The 18,957-nt window shown below is 64.0% G+C and carries 15 protein-coding genes; 13 read left to right on the top strand and 2 right to left on the bottom strand.

All coding sequences use genetic code 11. From position 1 onward, the window contains the following. The first annotated feature begins 5 nt into the window (after positions 1-5). The 13 genes from ACOVQ0_RS00700 to ACOVQ0_RS00640 all read left to right on the top strand — a co-directional run bounded on the left by ACOVQ0_RS00700 (position 6) and on the right by ACOVQ0_RS00640 (position 16,665). Positions 6-2,708: a TonB-dependent receptor plug domain-containing protein gene (locus tag ACOVQ0_RS00700; protein ID WP_421878765.1), complete on the top strand. Its 2,703-nt coding sequence runs from the start codon at positions 6-8 to the stop codon at positions 2,706-2,708. Beyond that, positions 2,708-3,814 carry a CapA family protein gene (locus ACOVQ0_RS00695; protein ID WP_421878762.1) on the top strand — a complete coding sequence of 369 codons (1,107 nt, stop codon included), beginning with the start codon at positions 2,708-2,710 and terminating at the stop codon, positions 3,812-3,814. Before ACOVQ0_RS00700 ends, ACOVQ0_RS00695 begins: the two co-directional genes overlap by 1 nt. Next, positions 3,811-4,260 (top strand): TRAP transporter small permease subunit, encoded by a 450-nt coding sequence (locus ACOVQ0_RS00690; protein ID WP_421878760.1) that lies wholly within the window; start codon positions 3,811-3,813, stop codon positions 4,258-4,260. The genes ACOVQ0_RS00695 and ACOVQ0_RS00690 overlap by 4 nt, the downstream gene beginning before the upstream one ends. Next, positions 4,257-5,567 (top strand): TRAP transporter large permease, encoded by a 1,311-nt coding sequence (locus ACOVQ0_RS00685; protein WP_421878756.1) that lies wholly within the window; start codon positions 4,257-4,259, stop codon positions 5,565-5,567. The genes ACOVQ0_RS00690 and ACOVQ0_RS00685 overlap by 4 nt, the downstream gene beginning before the upstream one ends. Positions 5,568-5,569: 2 nt before the next feature. Continuing rightward, a complete protein-coding gene (locus tag ACOVQ0_RS00680; protein ID WP_421878754.1) occupies positions 5,570-6,451 on the top strand; it encodes a hypothetical protein in 882 nt (293 codons plus the stop codon). Next, on the top strand, positions 6,448-8,547 hold the full coding sequence (locus ACOVQ0_RS00675) for a CoA transferase (RefSeq protein ID WP_421878752.1): 2,100 nt from the start codon (positions 6,448-6,450) through the stop codon (positions 8,545-8,547). Before ACOVQ0_RS00680 ends, ACOVQ0_RS00675 begins: the two co-directional genes overlap by 4 nt. Next, the gene (locus ACOVQ0_RS00670) at positions 8,544-9,842 is read left to right on the top strand and encodes a 2-hydroxyacyl-CoA dehydratase subunit D (RefSeq protein WP_421878749.1); all 1,299 of its coding nucleotides are present in this window, start codon (positions 8,544-8,546) and stop codon (positions 9,840-9,842) included. The genes ACOVQ0_RS00675 and ACOVQ0_RS00670 overlap by 4 nt, the downstream gene beginning before the upstream one ends. Then, a complete protein-coding gene (gene dctP, locus ACOVQ0_RS00665; protein ID WP_421878746.1) occupies positions 9,839-10,903 on the top strand; it encodes a TRAP transporter substrate-binding protein DctP in 1,065 nt (354 codons plus the stop codon). The genes ACOVQ0_RS00670 and dctP overlap by 4 nt, the downstream gene beginning before the upstream one ends. Continuing rightward, positions 10,900-11,823: a hypothetical protein gene (locus tag ACOVQ0_RS00660; protein WP_421878743.1), complete on the top strand. Its 924-nt coding sequence runs from the start codon at positions 10,900-10,902 to the stop codon at positions 11,821-11,823. Before dctP ends, ACOVQ0_RS00660 begins: the two co-directional genes overlap by 4 nt. Beyond that, positions 11,820-13,019, top strand: a complete 1,200-nt coding sequence (locus ACOVQ0_RS00655) for a CaiB/BaiF CoA transferase family protein (RefSeq protein WP_421878740.1) — start codon at positions 11,820-11,822, stop codon at positions 13,017-13,019. Before ACOVQ0_RS00660 ends, ACOVQ0_RS00655 begins: the two co-directional genes overlap by 4 nt. Positions 13,020-13,151: 132 nt before the next feature. After that, positions 13,152-14,273, top strand: a complete 1,122-nt coding sequence (locus tag ACOVQ0_RS00650; protein ID WP_421878737.1) for a CapA family protein — start codon at positions 13,152-13,154, stop codon at positions 14,271-14,273. Beyond that, entirely contained in the window at positions 14,270-15,298 is a 1,029-nt protein-coding gene (locus tag ACOVQ0_RS00645) for a hypothetical protein (RefSeq protein WP_421878733.1), read from the top strand. Before ACOVQ0_RS00650 ends, ACOVQ0_RS00645 begins: the two co-directional genes overlap by 4 nt. After that, positions 15,295-16,665, top strand: coding sequence for an MmgE/PrpD family protein (locus ACOVQ0_RS00640; RefSeq protein WP_421878731.1), 1,371 nt, complete (start codon positions 15,295-15,297; stop codon positions 16,663-16,665). Before ACOVQ0_RS00645 ends, ACOVQ0_RS00640 begins: the two co-directional genes overlap by 4 nt. Here the strand turns inward: ACOVQ0_RS00640 and ACOVQ0_RS00635 are convergent. Continuing rightward, positions 16,662-17,435 carry a hypothetical protein gene (locus ACOVQ0_RS00635; RefSeq protein WP_421878728.1) on the bottom strand — a complete coding sequence of 258 codons (774 nt, stop codon included), beginning with the start codon at positions 17,433-17,435 and terminating at the stop codon, positions 16,662-16,664. The genes ACOVQ0_RS00640 and ACOVQ0_RS00635 overlap by 4 nt on opposite strands. After that, entirely contained in the window at positions 17,432-18,934 is a 1,503-nt protein-coding gene (locus tag ACOVQ0_RS00630) for a hypothetical protein (protein WP_421878725.1), read from the bottom strand. The genes ACOVQ0_RS00635 and ACOVQ0_RS00630 overlap by 4 nt, the downstream gene beginning before the upstream one ends. Positions 18,935-18,957: the final 23 nt, after the last annotated feature.

Genomic DNA, 18,957 nt, shown 5'->3' with positions numbered 1-18,957 from the left:
GCAACATGACGGGTAATCTTCACCGGTCCGCGCGGACCATTCTGAGCATTGGGTGCAGTGTGCTGGCATTGGCCATGCCGGTCATGGCGCAGGCGCAGGACGTGCCGCAGGAAGCTGCCGAAGAGGCCGCACCCACCAATTCCGAAATCATCGTCACCGGTAGCCGCGTGCGTGGCGAAGCGCCTGTGGGCGCAACCGTGACGGCGTTGGGCCGCAAGGAAATCGAAACCTCCACCGCAGTCACCGTGGACCGCATGATCCGCGAAGTGCCGCAGGTCTTCGACCTTGGCGTTTCGGAAAACTCGCGCGGGCAATCGGGCGGCAGTGGCAACATCACCTATGGCAACTCGGTCAACCTGCGCGGCATCGGGCCTTACGCCACGCTGATCCTTGTCGATGGCCACCGCGTGACCAACAACAGCCGTTCCATCGATCCGTCGACCATCCCGTCGCTGGGTGTCGAACGGATTGAAATCATCGCGGATGGCGCTTCGGCGATTTATGGCTCCGATGCTGTGGCGGGTGTGGTCAACATCATCCCGCGCCGTTCGCTTGATGGCGGGGAAGTGTTTGGCCGTGCTGGCGTGAGCAGCCGGGGCGATTTCCACGAATATACGCTGGGCGCTGCGCTGGGCAAAGTGTTCGATCGCGGACAGATCATGGTCGCCTACGAACATGTGGAGCGTTCGAGCCTTTCGGGCGACGACCGCGATTTCTTCACCAGCGATCAGCGCGCATCTGGTGGCGGCGATTACCGTATCGTTCGCTGCGCACCGGGCAATATCAATGCCAACGGCACCACATATGCGATCCCCGATCGCGGCGTGACGCAGGCCACCGCCGGGCAATTGAACGCAGGGTCGCTCAACAAGTGCGATGAACTGGACAATCAGGATCTTATCCCGCGTCAGACCTATGATTCCGTCAACAGCACGGGCCGTCTGGAACTGACCGACTGGCTCGACGTGTTCTATGACGGGTTCTATTCCAAGCGTTCCTTCTATCGCACATCCGCGTTCTCCAACGCGCGGTTGACCGTGCCGCAGACCAATGCCTTCTTCGTGCGTCCTGCGGGCTTCACTGGCACCAGCTATACGCTGGACTACAATTTCAGGAACGACCTGCCGACCAACGATTCCGAAGGCTATGCCCGTTCGTGGCAGGTCACGCCGGGGATCAAGGTAAAGCTGCCTGCAAACTGGGAAGCCGAAGCGCTGTTCGGCTATGGCAAGACCAACGACTTTTCGGGTTCGTATTTCGGCGTAAACAACGCCGCGCTCAATGCCGCGCTGGCCAGCAGCAACCCGGCCACGGCGTTCGATCCCTATAACCTTGGCCGCACCAGCCAGGCCGTGCTTGATGGCATTGCCAACCAGATATTCCTCGCGCCCACCAATGGCCGTCTGCGCACCTATGAAGGTCGTCTCAACGGTGCGCTGTTTGCGCTGCCGGGCGGCGATGTAAAGCTGGCGGCGGGTTATGAACGGCAGGATTTCAAGGTGGCGCTGGGCAATGCGCGCGGCGGGCCGACCACGCCGATCACATTCCGCAATTTCGGGCGCAAGGTGGATTCGTTCTACGCCGAAGTCTTCGTGCCCGTATTCGGGCCTGACAACGCGATGGGCGGCTTCCAGCGGCTCGAATTCAACGCTGCGGTCCGACACGACAAGTACAGCGACGTTGGCGGCACCACCAATCCCAAGTTCGGCGTGAACTGGGTGCCGTTCGATGGCGTGAAACTGCGCGGCAGCTATGGTACGTCGTTCCGCGCGCCGACGATCCCTGAAATCTACGGCAATTCGAACAACCTGTTCGGCCAGTCCTATCAGAACCCGGCCGGCGGTGCCCCGCTTCAGGGCTATGCGCTGTCGGGTCCGAACCTTGGCCTGAAGCCCGAAACGGCAACGTCATGGTCCGTGGGCATCGATATCGACCCTGCACCGGGCCTTCATTTCGGCCTGACCTACTGGGACGTGAACTACAAGAATCAGGTTCTGGCCAACCTCTCGAACCTCGCCATCCTTGGCACCGAAGCGCAATACGCCGGGACGGGTATCATCCTGCGCGGCGCCGATGCGGCCACGCGCGTGCAGCAGTTGCTGGCGCAGGGCGTGACGCTGGCGGGCGGCTCGTTCCCCGGTGGCAGCGCGGCCAATGTCACGCTGTTTGTCGATGGGCGCAGCCAGAACCTTGGCGTGTCGATAACGCGCGGCATTGACTTCGTGGGAAGCTGGCGGACCGATCTGGGAGCGGAAGATACCCTTTCGTTCAATCTTTCGGGCACCTACCTCACGAAATACAACGTGGCGCTCACGCCCAATGCTCCGCTGATCGACCGGCGCAACTACATCTTCAACCCGCTGAAGTTCCGTGCACGCGGCAGTGTGACGTGGGACCACGGGCCGATGAGCGCGCGGGTGATGGCAACGCATGTTGGCGGCTATTTCAACAACCTGACCACGGGCGGGCAGAACGTCGGCAGCTACACTCCCGTCGAACTTGGCGTCACCTGGCGCATCGGCGACAGCCAGGGCGCGGGCTTCTTCGACAAGGGCATGACGCTCGGCATCGAAGTGCGCAACCTGTTCGATGTCGATCCGCCTTATGTGAACCTTGCGCCCAGCGGCAACGGCAGTGGCGGCTATGACGCCAGCGCCAGCGATCCCATCGGGCGGCTGTTCGCCGTCAGCGTGCGCAAGTCGTTCTGATGGAAAAGGGCGCGATCTCTATCCTGCTGGCGGGTGATCTGGTGCTTGATGAGCCGGACGCCCCCCACTGGCTGGCCGGGATCGCGCCTGCCCTGAAAGGCGCAGACCTTGCGGTTGGCCATCTGGAAGTGCCGCACACCGCGCGCGGGGATGAGTTGAAAGGCGATGTCCCCGCGCCCGGCGCGCCACCCGAAAACGTCGCGGCCATTGCGGGCGCCGGGTTCCACCTGCTCAGCCTTGCCGGGAACCATATCGCCGATTGCGGCGCAGATGGCATCGCCGATACGCTCGCGCTGCTGGCTAAAGCAGGTCTGAACGGCACCGGCGCCGGACTGACACTGGCCGAAGCGCGCGCACCTGTTGTAATGGATCGCGGCGCTTGGCGCATCGGCCTGCTCAGCTACAACTGCGTTGGCCCGGAGCTTTCGTGGGCTGGCGAAACCCGCGCGGGGTGTGCCTATCTGCGCATCGAGACGGCGGATGGATCACCCATCGCCCCCGCCGCCGATCTGGTCCGCCTGACCGACGAAGCCGTCTCGACACTGCAAACAGACATTTCCGCCCTGCGCGAACAGGCCGATTTCGTGATGGTCGCGCTGCACAAGGGCTTAGTTCACACGCCCGCGCGGCTCGCTCCTTATGAGCGCGCGCTCAGCCACGCCGCCATCGATGCCGGGGCTGACGTGGTGATCGGCCACCACGCCCACATCGTGCGCGGGATAGAATTTCATCGCGGCAAACCGATTTTCCACGGCCTCGGCAACGGCTGCGTCGTCACCAGCGCGCTCAGCCCTGCGCAGGATCATCCCGCCCGCCGCGAATGGGCCGAACGGCGCAAGACGCTGTTCGGGTTCGAACCGGACCCGGCCTACACGCTGGCACCGTTCCATCCCGAAGCGGTCAATGCCATGCTGGGCCGCCTGACATTGCACCCGGACGGGCGCGTCGAAACGGCTGTGGTGCCGGTAGACGTTCTGCCGCCGGGAAGGCCGGTTCTGGCCACGGGGGAGAGAAGCGAAGCCGTGGCGCGATACATCGAGAAAATCACCCTCGCCGCCGGGCTTCCGCCCATCGCCATCACTCAAGATGGTACGGTAACGGCATGAGCGCCTTGCGAAAATGTGTAACGCTCACAGGCGGCATCGCGCTTCTGGGGGCAACCGGGGTCGATGCCATATCCGTCATCGGGCGGCATGTAGGAATGCCAGTCCACGGCTCCATCGAACTGGTGCAGGTGGCCGTGCTGGTTGCCGGAACGCTGGCCCTGCTGGTCGCCACGGTAGACCGCTCGCACGCCAAGGTTCATCTGCTTGTGGACCGCATGAGCGAAAGTGCGCGCGGATATCTCGAACGGGTTTCGGCCCTGCTCGGCGCAGCGTTTTTCGCCGCGTTGCTGGCTGGTTCCGTGTGGCTGATGTCCGATCTGTGGGCCGGGCACGAACAGAGCGAAGTCATCGGCGTATCGTGGCGCGCGATGCGGGTTTTTGCCAATGTGGTGCTGGCGCTGATCGTTCTCGCCCTGCTTGGTCAGGCATTCAGGAGGCGTCCATGATGCTGGCGACGCCGCAAACCGGCCTGATCGGTGTGCTGATCCTCTTCGCCCTGTTGATGTCTGGCCTGCCCATCGGGGTGGCGCTGGGGCTGGTGGGCCTTGGCGGGCTGTTCCTCGTGCTGGGGATAGAGCCGGGGTTGATCAAGGGCGGCGTGGTGCTGGTCGATACGCTCACCCGCTATGAACTCGGTACGCTCCCGCTGTTCATGTTCATGGCGCATCTGTTCTTTTCATCCAACGCCAGCCGCGACCTGTTCGATGCGGCCGCCAAGATGGTGGGCCATCGGCGCGGCGGTCTTGCCTATGCCTCGGTCGGCGGCTGCGCTGGCTTTGGATCGATCAACGGGTCCAGCCTTGCCACGGCGGCCACGATCGGCCTTGTCGCCCTGCCGGAAATGCGCAAGCGCGGCTATTCCGACGCACTCGCCACCGGAACTGTCGCTGCAGGTGGCACGCTGGGTCAGATGATCCCGCCATCGGGCGCGCTGATCGTGTTCGGTATCATTGCCGAACAGTCCATCGGCAAACTCTTCACCGCGGCCATCGTGCCGGGAATCACGCAGGCGTTGCTTTATTGCGCGGTGATCTGGCTGGTCGTGCGCCTGCGCCCCCATGCCGCGCCGGCCAGCGAACGCGCCACCTGGGCTGAACGCCGCGCGGCCTTGGGCAAGATTGCCGATATGGTGGTGCTGATCGCACTGGTGATCGGCGGCATCGCGCTGGGCTGGTTCAGCCCTTCGGAGGCGGCTTCCATCGGCGCAGCAGGCGCCCTAGGCATCGCTGCATGGCGCCGCCGCCTGAACAGCGAAATGCTGATGAAGGCGTTCGAGGAAACGCTGCGCACCAGTGGGTTGATCCTGATGGTCATCATCGGCGCACTGGTGTTTTCGGTCTTCATATCGGTGACCGGCCTGACCGACGCGGTGGGCGCATGGGTAACGGGCTTGGGCCTTGGCACCGTGCCCACGCTGCTGCTGGTCGCGCTGATCCTGCTGCTGCTCGGCTCTGTGCTCGATGGGCTGGCACTGATGCTGCTGACCACGCCGATCCTGCTGCCGGTGGTGGAAAGCGTGGGCATGTCGGCCATCTGGTTCGGCATCTTCCTGTGCCGCGCGATGGAAATCGGCTTCGTCCACCCGCCGCTCGGCATGAACCTCTATGTCATTCAGGGCGTGGCCAAGGATGTCAGCATCAATCGCATCTTCAAGGGCGTGATGCCGTTCCTTGCCAGCGACCTGCTGCACCTCCTGATCATCATCCTGTTCCCCGCGCTCGCGCTTGGGCTGCCCGAATTGCTTGGAAATTGAATATGTTGTCATACGCCGGACCCAATCTGCCGCACGATCTGTTCGATGCCACCGGGCGCAATGCCGGGCCGCTCACATGGAACGTGGATCGCGCCATGCCCGCCGCCGACCGCTGGCTGGAAAGCAAGTTCGCGCCGTGGACACGCTCTGTTGTGCAGGACTGGGCCGATGGCGCGCTTGATCATCTGGATGCGGTTGTGTTGAGCCGCGCCGACGACAGCGCGCAGCGGCTATACTATTACCTTTGCGAACTGCGCCGCGCAGGCTCGATCAAGGGGCCGGAGCCACTGATGCTCGACATCGCCAAGATCGCGCGCAATAGCAGCGTGGCCCGCACCGAGGCGGCCTTGCGCAAGCTGGCCGATAGGCTGTGCGTGAGCGCGGAAGCGCTGACCCAAGCCATCGCGGAGGGCAACGCGGTGCGGCGGCAGGCTGCTGTGCCAGATGACGCTGCCCAACCGATCTGCCTGATCGCAGGCAGTCCCCTGCCTGATAATCGCCTGCATCGCGTGGCCGCACAAAGCGGATGGCACGCAACTGGCCGCACGCTGGCCGATCAATGGACTGATCGCGGGCCGCTCGTGGATGAAGATGGCGATCCCTTCGCCGCGCTCGCCCGCCAGATCAACGCGCGCCAGATCGATACGCGCGGCTTTTTTGATCGTGCCGGTTCGCTGGTGCAGCAGGCCCGCGTTGTGGACGCAAAAGCCGCCGTGCTTTGGTTGATCGAGGAAGACGATACCACCGTCTGGCACTTGCCTGCGATGCGCGATGCGCTGGAAGGCGCAGGGGTGCCAGTGCTGGTCGCCACCCGGCGTGACTGGTCCTGCCGTGATGGGATCGACGCCGAAATTGCCGCATTCCTGCAGGGAGTTCCAGCATGAAGCTGCTGTCCGGCCATCGCGTTGCCATGCTGGGCAACATGGAAGGGCGCGCGCTGGCACGCTTTCTTGCCTCGCTCGGCGCGGAACTGGGCGGGCCAGTGGAAGGCGCGTCGTTCGTGATCGATGATCTTGGCTTGGAAGCGCTGGAAGGCGTAACCATTCCCGAAAGCGCGGTCCACGTTTCGGTCACAACGTTCGGTTCGGGCGGGCCGCGCATCGGTTGGCAGGGGGGTGAACTTGTCGCTTCGGCAATGGGCGGGGCCTTGCGGGTGACGGGCGAACCGGGCCTGCCGCCGGTCAAGGAAGCGGGCGATGCCTGCACATTCCACGCAGATATGGTGGCCGCGTCGGGCGCACTGGCAGCGCACTATTCACGTGGCACGCCCGGTCCGAACTTGGTCAAAGGCCAGCACGTTGACGTTTCGATCCAGCAGGTCGCTTTCAGCCGCAATTTCAATGGCGTGCTTGTCTGGCAGTTCGATCAGCGCAAGCTGGTGCGCGTCGGCGGTGCGCTCGCCTATGGCAAGGCCACCGTGCGCGCGATCTGGCGGCTTGCCGATGGCTGGTGCTTCCATTCGCTGATGACCGGGCGGCTCGGCGCGCCCGCCAATCAGGCGCTGTCGGACTGGATGGACGAGGCTGGCGTGCCCAACCCGCTGGCTGGCACGGACTGGCTTTCCTACAACCGCTCCACCCTTCCGGCGGAAACGCGCGCTGTGTGGGAAGGGGCAATCGCGGCGTTCTTCCTGTCGCGCACCAAGCACGAAATCGCCACCGAAGGGCTGCGCCGTGGCATCAATGCCTGCGTGGCGAACGAACCGGCAGACGTTCTGGCCGACCCGCATCTGGCAGCGCGCGGCTTCTTTGACACGCCCGATGGCCTGCCCGAACGCTTCGCCACGTTCCGCGAAGGCACTGCCCAAGTATCTGCGCCTGCGATCCACACGGGCACTCGTCCCGGCCCGCTGTCAGGCGTGAAAGTGCTGGATTTCGCCTGGGCGCTGGTAGGCTCGATCACCACCAAGACGCTGGGCGATCTGGGCGCAGAGATCGTCAAGATCGAAACCCGCACCCGGCCAGACCTTGCGCGGCTTGATGTGCAGGTTTCCGCCTCAAAGCCCGGAAACTGGGACGACAAGCCGTGGTTCGCGCATCTGAACACCTCGAAGCGCAGCCTGTCGCTCAACATGAAGAAGCCAGAGGCGCGCGAGCTGATCGATCCGCTGATCGACTGGGCCGATGTGGTGGTGGAGAATTTCTCCCCCGGCACGATGGCCAAGCTGGGGCTGGATTACGATAGCCTTGCCGCGCGCAATCCCGGCATCGTCATGGTTTCTGGCAGCGTGTTTGGCCAGACCGGGCCGATGGCGCAGGAATGGGGTGTGGATGGCACCGGCGGCGCGCTTTCGGGCCGCACGTTCCTCACTGGATGGGCGACCCGTGATCCGGTGATCCCCGGTGCGGTGCCGTTTGGCGATGTAATCGTGCCCTATGTCATGGCGGCAGGCGTTGCGGGCGCGTTGCAGCACCGGCGCGAAACCGGGCGCGGGTGCCATATCGATGCTTCGATGTATGAAATCTGCGTGCAGCAGATGCGCGACTATCTGGCTCAGGCCCAGCACGGTGAACGCCCGCAGCGCATGGGCAATGCCGATGCGCGCGTGTTTTGGCAGGACGTTCTACCCGCCGCTGGCGATGACCGCTGGGTGGCGATTTCCTGCCCGACCGAGGCGCACCATGCGAAGGTGCTGGCGCTGACCGGGCCGGATGTGGCGGCTTGGACTTCTGTTCGCGAAGATCACGCCATTGCCGCCGAACTGCAATCGCTCGGCATCGCCTGCGGGGCGGTGCAGGATTGCGAGGATATGATCGAGCGCGACGATCAGCTTATCGGGCGCGGCGCGCTGGCCATGCTGGACCATCCGCTGCTTGGCCCGTTCGGCCACATCGCCACGCCGATCCGCTTCTCGCGCGATCAGTTCACGCCGTTCCGCGCCCCCGGCATGGGTGAACATGTTTCTGAAATCGCACGCGATCTGTGTGGCCTGACCGAAGCCCGGATTGCCGAACTAGACCAAGCAGGAGTTTTCCAGTGAGCGCCGCTCCCACCACAACCTCTGGCCAGCGCAGCCGCAAGGATCTTGCCTGCACCGCCGCCGCCAGCGCCTATCAGAAGCAGTTCGGCGCGGATCTTCGCCGCCGCGTGGTGGATGAAGGCGAACCCTTTGCCATCGTCCAGGCCGACACCCCGCACGAGATTTTCCATGTCATGGACATTCCGATCATCACGAACCAGTGGTGGTCGGCCTATATTTCGGCCAAGCAGCTTTCGAACCATTATTTCGAAGTGATGGTGCAGGCCGGATATCCCAAGAACAGCTGCAAATACTGTTCGCTGGGCCTTGCCTGCACGCTGGCGAACGATCCCAAAACCGCGCCGTGGGGCGGGTTGCCCAAACCCACCGTGCTGGTGGCCCGCATGACCTGCGATTGTATCCAGCATGTGTTCGGCCAGTGGGCCGATGCGCTGGGCAGCGAATTCTTCCCGATGGAAGCGCCTGCATGGGAACATAAAGACCCGCGCTGGTTCGCCCATTCAAAGGACCAGTGGGAACAGGTCTACGACGCAGACCGCATCGCGCTGGCGGTGGCCGAAATGCGCGATCTGATCACGTTGCTGGAAAACCGGACGGGCCGCAAGTTCGATGAGGCCAAGCTGCATTACCTGATGGAGCGGATCAACGAGCAGGAAGGCTATATCTGGGAAGCGGCGCAAGCCATTGGAAACGCACGGCCTTGCCCGGTATCCATCGCCGAACAGATGCCCAACACGATGATCCCGCAATGGCATCGCGGATCGGACTGGGCCGTGAACCACGCCAGACGTTTCCGGGACGAAGTGATGGAGCGCATCGCTGCGGGTGCTGGCAGCGCGACGGACGAGAAGATCCGCCTGATGTGGATCGGTGCGGGCGTGTGGCACGATCCCGGTTTTTATCAGGCACTTGAAGAGCGCATGGGCGCAGTGTTCGTCTGGTCGATGTACATGCCCTTTGCCGGGCCGCAGTATATTCGCGAAGTGCAGGGGCGCCCGATGGAAGCGCTTGCCAGCCGCGTCTGTTCAATGAACGAGGTGCTGCACCTGCCGCCGTGGATGAACGGTTGGATGACGAGCGAGGCGGAGCGGTGCGGGATCGATGCCTGCGTGGTGCTGCTGCCGCCAGAGAACCGCCTTTCGCAATCGGGCACCAAAATCACGGCAGAGGCGTTGGAAAAGGCGGGCGTTCCCGTGCTGATGATCGATGCCGACATGGTGGATGCGGGCAACTGGGACCATGACAAGATGGTTGGCATGGTTGCGGACTTTCTGGTGCAGCGGGGGCTGGCTTGAGACGCCCAGGTGTCATCTATGTGCTTCTAGGTGCACTTCAGACTTTGCTGCTTGCAGGACTGCTTTCAGCCTGCGCGCGTCCGGTGGAAAAGGGTGTGACGGAGCTGGTCTACGCCTCGCCCTACAGCCCCAATCACCCCTTTTCGAAGGCCGATCAGGAATGGATGGCCTTTGTCGAAAAGCAGTCCCAAGGGCGGCTGAAGGTAAGGCCGGTGTGGTCGGGCGCGCTGCTTTCGTCCGACATGTCGATGGAAGAACTGCGTCACGGCGTGGCCGATATCGGGCTTGTCACGCCGATCTACGTGCGCGGCGGCACGCACCTCATTCGCATCCAGTCGGGCTTCTATCAGGGCGCTGACAGCGTGGAATCGCAGGTCGCGCTCTATCGCTGCATCGCGGCGGAGAACCCGCAGGTCGGGCGCGAACTGGCGGGGTTGAAAGTGCTGGCGGTTCAGGGCGGCACGCTGCCGGGCCTTGTCACCGCCACGCGCCCGGTCAAAAATCTGTCCGATATCAAGGGCCTGCGCATTCGCGCGCCCACCGAACTGCTGAGCGTGCTGGATTCATTGGGCGCAGACCCGGTGAACATGCCGATGGGCGAGGTTTATTCTGCGATGGCCAAGGGCGTGATCGACGGTGTGATTGCGCCGGAGGACACGTTCAAGTCCCTGCATTTTGCCGAGATTTCAAAGCACTTCTACCAGATCGCCGTGCCCCGCGGTGCCTATCCCGCCCGCGCGATGAGCGAAAAGCGCTGGAACGCGCTGTCGGCAGAGGATCGCGCCGTGCTGGAACAGGGCATTGGCATGTGGGAAGCGGCGCTGGCGCGGCAGGTGCGCGCGGCGGTGGACAAGGGCAAGGAAGAAGCGGCGGCTTACAAGGTCAGCTTCCACCCGGCCTCGGCGGCGGACCAGCAGCGGTTCGATGCCATATATCTGCGCGATTCCGAAGCCAACGCCCGCCACCTCAAGGCTTTTGGCATCGATGGCGATGCAGCGTTCCGTTCTGCCCGCAAGGCGGTGCAGGGGCGTGACCGGATTTCCTGTGGGAGTGAGATATGAAACGTCTGACGGCTTTTGCTCTTGCGCTGGCAACATGCGCGGCACCGCTTGCGGCCAAGGGACCGGCGCCGCGCGTGATTGGCGCGCCTGCCGGGAACGGCGGCACACCCGCCATTGCAGAAGCGCGCGCCGATGCGCCGGGATACACGTTCTATCGCCCCGCCAAATGGCCGAAAAAACGCCTGCCGCTGGTGCTGTGGGGCAATGGCGGGTGCCGGAACAATGGCCTTTCCGCCAGCCACTTCCTGCGCGAAATCGCCAGCCACGGCTATGTGGTGATCGCCAATGGCGCGCCGGGTGAGGAGCGACCTGTCCTTGCCGCACTGCCCCCCGCCAACGGTCCGCGCCCGACCGGAGCCGCGCCGCCGCGCGCCACGCCGGACGAAACGCAGGTCAGTCAATTGCTCGGCGCGATAGACTGGGCGGAGAAGAGCGATATTGCCCGGCGTGTGGACTTTTCGCGCATCGCGGTGATGGGTCATTCCTGCGGGGGGCTTCAGGCGCTGGCTGCCGGGGCGGACCCGCGTATCGATGCGGTGGTGGCCTTCAACAGCGGCGTCTATGTGCGCGCCGGATCGGGGCTGAGCGGTGTGGGTATCGTCAAGGATGACCTGACGAAGCTGCACACGCCGGTTGCCTATATCATCGGCGGGCCGGATGACATTGCCTATCCCAACGCCGCAGACGATGTGGCGCGCATAGCGCATGTGCCGGTGTTCCATGCCAATTCGCCCGTAGGGCACGGCGGCACGTTCCAGATGGCCAATGGCGGAGACTATGGCCGGATCGGTGCGGCATGGCTTGACTGGCAGTTGAAGGGCAGCAAGGCCGCAGGCGCGATGTTTGCCGGGACCGATTGCGGGCTGTGCAAGGACAAGACATGGACCGTGGTCCGCAAGCAGTTCCCGGAGAACCCATGAAGCAGCCTCTTTCCGGTAGCGGGCCATTGGCCGGCATCCGTATTGCCGATTTCAGCCACGTGATGGCGGGGCCATACGCTTCGCACCTGTTGCGGCTGATGGGGGCGGATGTGATCAAGATCGAACCCAAGGGCGGCGACGGGTTCCGCAATTATGGCGCTGACCGGCGCTATGATGGCATGTCGCCCGCGTTCATCGCGGCCAATGCGGGCAAGCAGTCGATTGCGCTGGATCTGAAGGATCAGGCCGACCTTGCCGTGGCGAAAGACATCATCGCCCGGTCCGATGTGGTGCTGGAAAACTTCCGCCCCGGCGTGATGGACCGGCTTGGGCTGGGGTATGAAGCGGTATGCGCATTGCGCGCCGATATGATCTACTGTTCGGTATCCGGCTATGGTCAGGATGGGCCGCATCGAGATTGGCCGGCCATCGACAATATCGTGCAGGCCACCAGCGGCATGATGATGTTGAGCGGCGAGGAAGGCGATCCGCCGGTGCGGGTGGGCTTTCCCATCGTGGATACGCTGACCGGGCAGACCGCCGCGATGGCGATCCTGGGCGCGCTGATGCAGCGGGAGCGCAATGGCACGGGCAGCAAGCTGGACGTATCGATGTTCGACGCCAGCCTTGCCTTCATGACATCGGCGCTGACGCCATTTCTGGTAACGGGCAAGCCGATGAGCCGCATGGGCAACACGGGCTACAGCGGGTTGCCCACGGCATCGATGTTTACCGCCAGCGACGGGCGGCAGGTTTCGCTGGGCGTGGTGCAGCCGCCACAGTTTGCGGCGCTGGCCCGGATCATGGCGCGCGAGGATTGGTTGACCGATCCGCAATTTGCCACGCCCGATGCGCGGCGCGCCAACTTCGATGCGATGCACGCGCAGCTTTCGGCAGTGTTCGCCACCGACACCGCAGCCGCATGGGAAAAACGGCTGAGCGATGCGGGCATCCCCTGCGGCATGGTGCGCCGGGTGGACGAGGCTGCAGATCTTGCCGGAGATGCGGCGCTGATCGAACTGGCCATTCCGGGCCTGCCGGAGGAAAGCGTGCGCATTCCGGGCGCGGGGTATCGCGTGGCGGGGCAAGCGGCGGTCGAAGTGGGGGCGCCGCCCCGCCTTGATGCCGATCGGGCGGATATTCTGGCTTGGCTGGCGGAGGATAGCGAACCCGGACGATCAGCCACAGCGGGCTGATATACCTTGGGTTATGAAGCGCTTGGATGGCAGGGGTCATGCGCTGACAGAAGAATGCAAGCGCTTGCTAAGGCCTGTTTCACGCGCTAGTCTCCCAGCCATCATCACAACAATCGATCAGGGGAGGGCGTCTTGAGCCACACCGTGCTGGCAACTGGCGATCTCGCTATGGATCGTGATGATTATGATGCCTGCTTTGCCGGAACTGCCGATGTGCTGCACGGGGCTGACGTGGTGTTCGGGCAGCTTGAAACCAGCTTTGCCGAAAAGGGCGTGCGGTTGCCACAGGCGCGCCATGCGGTGCTGGCAAAGCCGGAAGGTGCAGGTGCGCTGGCGCGCGCCGGGTTCGATGTGATTTCTATGGCGGGCAATCACGTTATGGACTGGGGGCATGATGCCTTCTTCGAAACGCGCAGGCATATCGAAGCGGCGGGCATGAACGTGGTTGGGGCCGGTGCCAATATCGCCGAAGCGCGCCGTCCGGTTATCCGCACGTTGGACGATGGTACGCGGGTGGCGTTCCTTGCCTATTCCAGCATCCTTCCGCATTCGTACTGGGCTGATGAACGCCGCCCCGGTTGCGCGCCGATGCGGGCCTTCACGGTCTATGAACAGATCGAACATGACCAGCCCGGCACGCCCGCGCGGGTGCACACATACCCGCACCGCGAAGACCTTGCCGCGATGGAGGCCGATATCCGCGCGGCAAAGGCCGAGGCGAACGTGGTGCTTGTTTCGCACCATTGGGGCATCCATTTCGTGCGGGCCGTCATCGCGGATTACCAGCGCGATGTAGCGCGTGCGGCGATTGCCGCCGGTGCCGATGCCATCTTTGGCGGGCACGCGCATATCCTGAAAGGCTGCGAACTGATCGACGGCAAGCCGGTGTTCTATTCGCTGTGCAACTTCGCCACCGACCTTGCGATGGACGAGGCGCACGCCAATTCGAAGAGTTTCAACGAGATCCGGGTACTTGCCGAGGAGTGGGAGCCGGATTTCGGCAGCCTTTACAACTTTCCCAAGGCGGCGCGGCTATCGATGATTGCAAAGCTGGAGATTGCGCAGGGCAAGGTGTTGCGCGCGGGACTGCTGCCCTTGGTGATCGGGCGCGATGCCGTGCCGCGTCTGGCCGAGCCGGGCAGCGATGATCACGTCGCAGTGGTCGATTATCTGAGCGCTGTGACGCAAGAGGCCGGGCTGAATGCGCGCTATCGCAATGCAGACGGAATGGTCGTGCTGGAAGCGGCGGCATGAAGGGGCGCAGTGTCGGCTTCCCGCTGGAAGGGTTCGTTTTCCTTTATCTGCTGGCCTATTTGCCCAATGTGATCGTGACAAAGCTGGTCACGTCAATGCCCCACGCCGGGCTGGGCAGGCCGCTGACGGGGCTGGAAACGCTGCCTGCCTCGCTGATCATAAACATGGTGCTGACCTGGGGGTTCATCTGGGCGTCGGGCTGGCACCGGGATGCCAACAAGATTTCGGTGGGGCCGGTGCGGGTGCCGTTCCCCACGCGCTACACCTTCCTTTCGGGTATCGGCACAGCGCTGGTGCTGTTCACGGTGCCGCTCAGCTTCACGATCCCTGATGTGAGCATTCCGTTTATCCAGCTGATCATGCGCGGCGATATCCTGATCATCGCGCCGCTGGTGGATCTGATGTTCGGCCGCCGTGTGCGCTGGTGGAGCTGGACCGCGCTGGCAATGGTGCTGGTCGGGCTGATCATCGCGTTGTCCGACCGGGGCGGGCTGAAGCTGCCGCCCATCGCGATTTTGACCGTGGTGCTTTATACCGTAGGCTATTTCCTGCGGCTTTACGTGATGACCAAGATATCGAAAAGCGGCGATCCGGCATCGGTGCGGCGCTATTTCGTCGAAGAAAAGATGATCGCGCTGCCGTTGTCGGTGGTGATCCTGGGACTGATTTCGGCCAGCGGCATTGGCGGGCAATCTGGCGAACTGGCGTGGGGCTTTGTCGGGGTCTGGAGCGATCCGGTGCTGGCGGACCTGTTCTGGATCGGCGCGACGCTGACGGTGATTTCGGTGCTGGCGATCATCATCCTGCTGGACCCGCGTGAGAACGCCTATTGCGTGCCGCTGGAACGCGCCGCGAGCCTTGTGGCCGGGATCGGCGGATCGGTGCTGCTGGCATGGTTCTGGGGCCTGCGGATGCCGCGTGATGCGGAACTGCTGGGTGCGGGCGTGCTGGTGGGGGCAATCGTGCTGCTGTCGCTCGCCCCGCGCTTTGCCGCGAAGCGCGAAGCGTTGAGCGAAGTTCCATGATGCCTGATGTCAGCGATATTCTTGCCGCTCATATTGCCACGGCACGGTGGGGCACTTTGCCCGAAGCCGCGCGGGAAGGCGCGCGGCGCGTGTTGCTTGATGCTGTGGGCGTGACGTATGCCGCCAGTGGGCTTTCGCCAGAAGCTGCGCCGTTTCTGGCGCTGGCACGGGCAAACGGGGCGGGGCCTTGCGCAATACTGGGCACGGCGGAGCGGGTGCAGCCCTTGGGCGCGGCACTGGCCAATGGCGCGCTGGCCCATGCTGTGGATTATGAGGATGCGTTTGACCGTGCGCCTGCGCACCCCAATGCTTCGCTGGTGCCGGTGTTGCTGGCTTTGGCGCAGTCAGAAGGCGCGGTGGATGGCAGGCGGTTTCTGACGGCGCTGGCTGTTGGCGGCGATGTGGCGTGCCGCATCGCGCTGTCGCTGCGGCAACCGATGGAGCAGGGCGGGTGGTATCCGCCGCCGATCGTTGCTGCATTCGGTGCGGTGGCAGGCGCGGCAAACCTGCTGGGGCTGACGGCGGAGCAGGTTAAAGACGCGCTTTCGCTTACGCTGTGTCAGGTGACGATGCCCGGCGAGATCAAGCACAGCCGCAGGACGGTTCTGCGGGCGGTGCGCGAAGCTTTTCCGGCGCAGGCGGCGCTGACCGCTGCCTTGCTGGCGCGTGAGGGCGTGGCAGGGTTTGAAACGCCGCTGGAGGGCAAGGCCGGCTTCTATGCGCTATATGCGGGCGGGCAGTTCGCGGCAGAAGACCTGACCGACCGGTTGGGCGCGCATTATTGGGGCGCGGAATTGACGTTCAAGCCGTGGCCCAGTTGCCGGGGAACGCATCCGTTTATCGAGATGATGCTCGATCTGGCGGCGCGGCATGGCTTCGATGCGGATGATGTGGCCTCGGTGGACGTCATGGTCGACGATGTTCAGGCTATGCTGGTGGAGCCGCTGGAGCGCAAGCAGGCTCCAGCGGTGGCGATTGATGCCAAGTTCTCGATCCCGTTCACCACCGCGCTTGCACTGGTGTGCGGGGGCGTTCGGCTCGATTCCTTCGGGCCGGACAGTCTGAGCGATCCGCAGATTCTGGGGCTGGCGGCGAAAGTGCGGCCTGTTGCGGTTAACGCGCCCGGTTGGCAACGCGGCGTGGGTGGCGCGATGCGGGTGACGTTGCGTGACGGCAGGTGCCATGAGGCGTTCGTTGCCAATGCGCTGGGGTGCCCGGACCGTCCGCTTTTGGACATGGCGCAACGCGAGAAGTTTATCGATTGCCTGTCGCGCGCGGCCATTGCGGTGGGGCGCGAAGAGGCTGAGGTGCTGGCCGACCGCATCCTTTCGCTGGAAAGCTGCGAGGACGTGGGCGCGCTGTTTTAGAACAGCGCGCGTATCTCCGCCCGGCGCTGGCTTTGCCACGGCAGGCCATCGGCTTCGGGTTCGTTCGTAGGCTGTGCGGCGATTTCCCACTTCGTTTCAACCGTCAGACCGGGGACGAGGCGCCGCATGGTTTCGGCAATCGTCTCTGCCCGTTCCTGCGCTGCTTCGGAGCGTTCCGCGATGGTCACGCCACTGACGGTTTCCGGGTCGGTCGCGGCAAAGCCGGTCACGATCAGCTTCCTGGGCTTGGCCGCCTTGATCCACGTTACGGCATTGTCGATCAGCCAGTCGTCATACTGATAGACGAGGAAATCCTTGTCGAATTCGAAGTACACCGGGAACACGCGCTCGGCATAGGGGCCGGGGGGAACCGGGCGCGGGACTGAAAGCGGCGCGATGTTGCGCCTTGGCAGGATGTAGCGGCGGCCCGGAAAGCCTTCAGCCGGGATCATGTGCCGCGTGCAGGGGATATCGAGCCGCGATGTGCGCACCGGATCGAGCGCGGGCGCGCCGCAGGGTTGCGCGGTATTGGCAGCCGGGCGGCCTTCGACCAGCACGGCGAAGTTCCAGTCAGGCTTGTAGGGGCTTTCGGTTACGTCCCAGCGCCTGCCGGTTTCGCGGTCGTCAGCCAGCCAGCAGCCCGATTTGCGGCCAGCATCGGTATCGCGATAGACCGGACAGGCGACGAAGCGCACAAGCCCTGCGGTGTCCTGCGCGGCCTGTGCAGAGGTGGCGGCGCAGAGCGCGGCGAGGAGCGCGAACCGCTTCACAGTGCGCTCATCAGGTTGACGAGATCCTGCTTTTCCTGCTCGGTATAGCCGATAGAATAGCGCCGCTCGTAATAGTCCACCACGCCGCGCAGATCCTTTGCCAAGCCGTTGGAAAAATAGGGGGCGCGGGCCGAAAGTCCGCGCATGGATTGCAGGGTGATCTTGCCGACATCGGCGCACTTGCCCGAGGTCAGGGCGAAGCCGGGGTCATAGGTGTAGATGAGCTTGCCATAATGCGGATGCGGGCGCCCGGTGCAGGTCACCTTGAACAGGGGCAGATCGTCCCACGGATCGGCAAAGGGCAGGGTGGTGGTGCCCAAATCGACCTGGCCCGGCGCCACGTCGTTCCCCATCTGGCTCATATTATGGCAGAACACGCAGGAATTGCGCACCGGATTGCCGAAACCGATGCGGGAATTGATGCCCGCCGTGTCGGTGATCAGGAACATCTTTTCGCGGAACACCTTGGCCCCGCGCGCAATCGACTGGCGATGCGCGAGCTGTTCCGGCGTCAGCTTTGCCGCCTCGTCCTTGGGGATGTTCTCCCACGCCTTGAACTCGCTCCACACCGGTTCGCCGATCGAACCCAGCGCGCCGGGCTGGCTGTCCCGCAGACGCGCGGGGCCACCCTTGGCCCCCATGCTGTCGAGCGCGCCGCCCGCCTTGCTGGTCTGCATCGCGGTGTAGATGCGCAGTTCGAAGTCCTGCAGCGTCTTGCGCTGGGCGGTCGTCAGCGCTTTCAGCATCTGAAGGTGCGTGGTGGCCGCGTCCTCCATCTGGATACGCAGATTTCCGGCGCGGTTATCGGCCATCAGGTTGCCTGACTGCGGCTTTCCGTCATCGGGATCGAGCGGCAGCGCATAGCCCTGCTTGGGATCATAGGGAAAGCCCACGGCCAGCAGATACTTCATGTTCGCCACCGGGCGCGGGCGGCGATAGACCGATATCCTGCCCGCCGCCGGGCCATAGGCTGCACCGGAATTGCAACCATTGGGATCGCGCACGACTTCGATGGTGAAGTCCGGTTTCACCGGCTTGCCGTTGAAGCTTTTGGTCGGCCAAGGGCGTTCGACGCGGATCAGTCCGCGATCAAGCAGCAGCGAATGGCTTTCGCGCCGGTCCTGCGGCAGCGTGGGGCAGTTCGAACCGTCATAGGCGGCAAAGAGCGGGTCTTTGCCGTCGGTCCGCTCCCACTGGCGGCGTGCGCTTTCCACCGAAAGGCTCATCGCATCCGATGGCTGGTGGCAGGTCACGCAGGCGCGGCCATCCTTGCCCAGCGGTTCGAAGAACGGATGCCCTGCCGTCTTCAATGGCCCGCCCACGGTCAGCGTGCGCAGAGTGCCATGATCGTTATCGTAGTCCAGCGCCGCTGGCAGGACCCGGCCTTCACCGGGCGCCCACCAGCGGTCGGGCACGTCCCCGCCCCGCGCGCCGACCGAAAGGGCCAGAACGAGCGCAGCGAGGGGCAGGGCAAACGACTTTTGCGGGAGGAGGTGCATCAGCCGCTTGCCCTTTCTCTTGT

The sequence above is a fragment of the Novosphingobium sp. genome (assembly GCF_049240505.1).
Taxonomy (GTDB): Bacteria; Pseudomonadota; Alphaproteobacteria; order Sphingomonadales; family Sphingomonadaceae; genus Novosphingobium.
Note: the sequence above shows the minus strand (reverse complement) of the source record. Positions and strands in the feature narration are given on the sequence as shown.